This is a genomic window from Halorubrum tibetense (assembly GCF_042661865.1).
GTDB lineage: Archaea > Halobacteriota > Halobacteria > Halobacteriales > Haloferacaceae > Halorubrum > Halorubrum tibetense.
In genome coordinates, this window is sequence record NZ_JBHSWW010000613.1 from 1 (window position 1) to 655 (window position 655).

The window sequence follows — 655 nt, forward strand, 5'->3', positions numbered from 1 at the left end:
GGCAAGCGCAATACCGGTATTGCCGCTAGTAGCCTCGACAAGCCTGTCTCCCGGCTTAATATCGCCGCGCATCTCAGCGCGTTGAATCATGGATAAAGCCGGACGATCTTTGACCGAACCTGCAGGATTGGTGCCCTCTAACTTCGCCAGTACAACGCTAGATCTATCAACTGCCATCCGCTGCAACCTAACAAGGGGGGTTTTACCCACAAGCGTTTCCATCGACGGCATAGACTTAAGATTTTGAGGCGACGTCATATAAAAACCTTCAGTAAAAAATGGCCATTTCCAGACTGTTCGAATCAGCCAGAGGGCGCTATTCTACAGCCGATTATGGTATGGTTAAACCGGTACCAAATTGGATGGTGAAATGCCCAACAACCTCAATCACAACAACGCAATCAAAGGCCGATCCCTCAAGCTTGCGTTACTGCCTATCGCTGGAATAACGCTTATTTTAACAGCATTACTCGCAGCCCTTTACTTGACTCAGCTCTCTAAGATATCGCTAGAGCGTGGCTACCACCTCAGCCGGCTCTTCGCTCAGCTCACCTACCAGTCAATGCACAATCGGCTGCTGCTTCAGTCTGTAGTGCATACCTCGGTCACCGACAGCGACATTATCGCCGTTCGGGTTTACGATTTAAATAAGTCG

General features: G+C 49.6%; 2 protein-coding genes. One reads left to right on the top strand and one right to left on the bottom strand.

The annotated features are described in order from the left end of the window. A partial coding sequence (locus ACFQEU_RS17280; RefSeq protein ID WP_379784155.1) for a pyridoxal-phosphate dependent enzyme occupies positions 1 to 231 on the bottom strand: 231 nt, incomplete at its 3' end. Between the two features lie 139 nt (positions 232 to 370). On the opposite strand from ACFQEU_RS17280, the gene ACFQEU_RS17285 reads away from it, so the two are divergent. Next, positions 371 to 655: hypothetical protein (locus ACFQEU_RS17285; protein WP_379784157.1), on the top strand; the 285-nt coding region annotated here is incomplete at its 3' end.